Annotated in this window: 2 protein-coding genes; both read right to left on the bottom strand. The window is 41.2% G+C overall.

Annotated features, from left to right (window positions below):
- Positions 1-57: 57 nt before the first annotated feature.
- The gene (gene blaOXA / locus E0765_RS05190; protein ID WP_255417860.1) at positions 58-867 is read right to left on the bottom strand and encodes a class D beta-lactamase; all 810 of its coding nucleotides are present in this window, start codon (positions 865-867) and stop codon (positions 58-60) included.
- A 39-nt stretch (positions 868-906) separates the two neighbouring features.
- On the bottom strand, positions 907-2118 hold the full coding sequence (locus E0765_RS05185; protein WP_132812160.1) for an IS256 family transposase: 1212 nt from the start codon (positions 2116-2118) through the stop codon (positions 907-909).
- Positions 2119-2178 lie beyond the last annotated feature (60 nt).

Below are 2178 nucleotides of genomic sequence, written 5' to 3'. Positions count from 1 at the left end.
GAGACTGTTCAGAACTTCGTGTCAGCATCCGATAGTTGAATAAAATATTATCACATTTTATTCACTATTGAGAAGCCCCAAAGTTGTTAAACAAGTTTTGCTCAGATTTATACGCTTTGGGGCATCAGACATATCAGTCATGTCCATATTGAATGCAAAAATGTATGTCCCGTTTGACTTTTCAAGCCATCCTACAAACCATCCTATGCCTTTTTCGGGAGCATTTTGCCAGCCTGTTTTTCCATACAGTCTATAAGCGTTGGTTTCTTCAATTAGGAGAATACTCTTGACATCTTTTTGGATGCTTTTTGAAAAAGGGAGCGTTTCCTGGACCAGCCCTTTTAGAAACAGCACTTGTTCCACAGCACTGATCTGAAGTGGTCCATCCAGCCAAAAACGATCTACATGTTCTCCCACCGCTTCATTGCCATAATGAAGATCTTTTAAATACTTTTGCATCCTCGTTAATTCAATTCTTCGGGCCAACTCCTGATAAATAGGTACATTGGACATAGCAATGGCTTTTTTTAAGCCCATATCTTGCTTCCATGCCGCTATAAACGGATTGCTAGGGCCATTGTAAGGTATTGGTTCATCTACCGTTTTAACGGCACCTGTTGCCAATCCTATGAGAGAATTAGCAATTTTGAAAGTCGATGCAGGGAGATACCTTTTTTCCGACCTTATCTTATCATATCCAACTATGGTCTCTTTTTGCAGGTCATAAAGAATAAAGGTGGCATTAACATCTGCTACTTCAAAGAGTGTTTTAATCTGAGTATTCTCTTCCATTGCGTAAATCAGGTTCGTTTGTATAAAAAACAGAAAAACGGCATAGATTATACGGTTGGAAATCAATGGTTTCACTAGCAGGTCCCCTTCCTAAATATCTATAATATCATCATATCATAGGTTAAGCGCCTTATCCATTCGTCCTTCGAAAAAGATAGCCAATTGTGAAAGTGTAAGACTCCAGTTATGCATTGGCATCGTCCACTTAATTTGAGCATTTTGAATTCCAAGATAAAGCAGTTTTAACAAACTGTTTTCATTGGGGAATCCCCCTTTGGTTTTGGTCAGTTTTCTAAATTGTCGGTGTACCGATTCGATGATATTGGTTGTGTACATAATGCGGCGAATATCGGCAGGGTACTTGAAGTAGTTGGAGAGATTTGACCACTTGTTCCGCCAAGACTGAATCACGATGGGATATTTACTTCCCCATTTTTCCTCAAGCCGATCCAGTTCCATTTCAGCAGCTTCTTTTGAGATAGCTCCATAGACTTGTTTGAGGTCTTTGAGGAACTCTTTTTGGTTTTTGGAAGCGACATAGCGGATCGAATTTCGTATCTGATGTACCACACACAGTTGCACTTCGGTATTAGGGAAGATAGCGTTGATCGCTTCGGGGAAACCTTTGAGTCCATCAATGGATGCAATCAGGATATCCTCAACGCCACGGTTGTTTAGATCGGTCAATACTTGTAGCCAAAAATTGGCTCCCTCGCTTTCGGAGAGATACAACCCCATTACTTCTTTTTTACCGTCCAATCGAACACCAAGGATAGTGTAAACGGCTTTGGATACATACTTACCGTCTTCTTTGATTTTGTAATGGATCGCATCGAGCCATACAAAGGGGTAAATCGTTTCCAAAGGACGCTGCTGCCACTCTTTGACTCTGGAAATGATCTTGTCGGTTATGGAGCTTATGGTAGCGGTTGAAAGTGATATGCGGTAAATGTCTTCGATATGTTTAGTGATATCGCTGTAGCTCATCCCAAGACCATACATCGATAAGATCTTCTCTTCGATCTCATCGCTAAGAGTAGTTTGATGCTTCTTCACGATCTGAGGTTCAAAGGTAGCTTCCCGATCTCTTGGGGTGGAAAGTTCAAACTCTCCATCGGAACTTTTCATCCGTTTGTTGTTGTAGCCGTTTCGGCGGTTCGGATTGCCTTTTAATACTTCATCGGCAATATGCGATTCCACTTCGGCTTCCAATGCCGCTTCAACCAATTGTTTGACCAGTGGAGCAAGAATTCCGTCTTTCCCGCTGATCTTCTTTCCTGCTAGCAGTTCTTTCACTGCCTCGTTAAAATTGAACACCTCGTTCATCTGTCTTTCCTTTAGAATATACAATTCTATCGGACTGACACGAAATTTCTAACACTCCCT

This window comes from Sulfuricurvum sp. IAE1, from assembly GCF_004347735.1.
Lineage (GTDB): Bacteria > Campylobacterota > Campylobacteria > Campylobacterales > Sulfurimonadaceae > Sulfuricurvum.
This window is presented reverse-complemented; position numbering and strand designations above follow the sequence as displayed.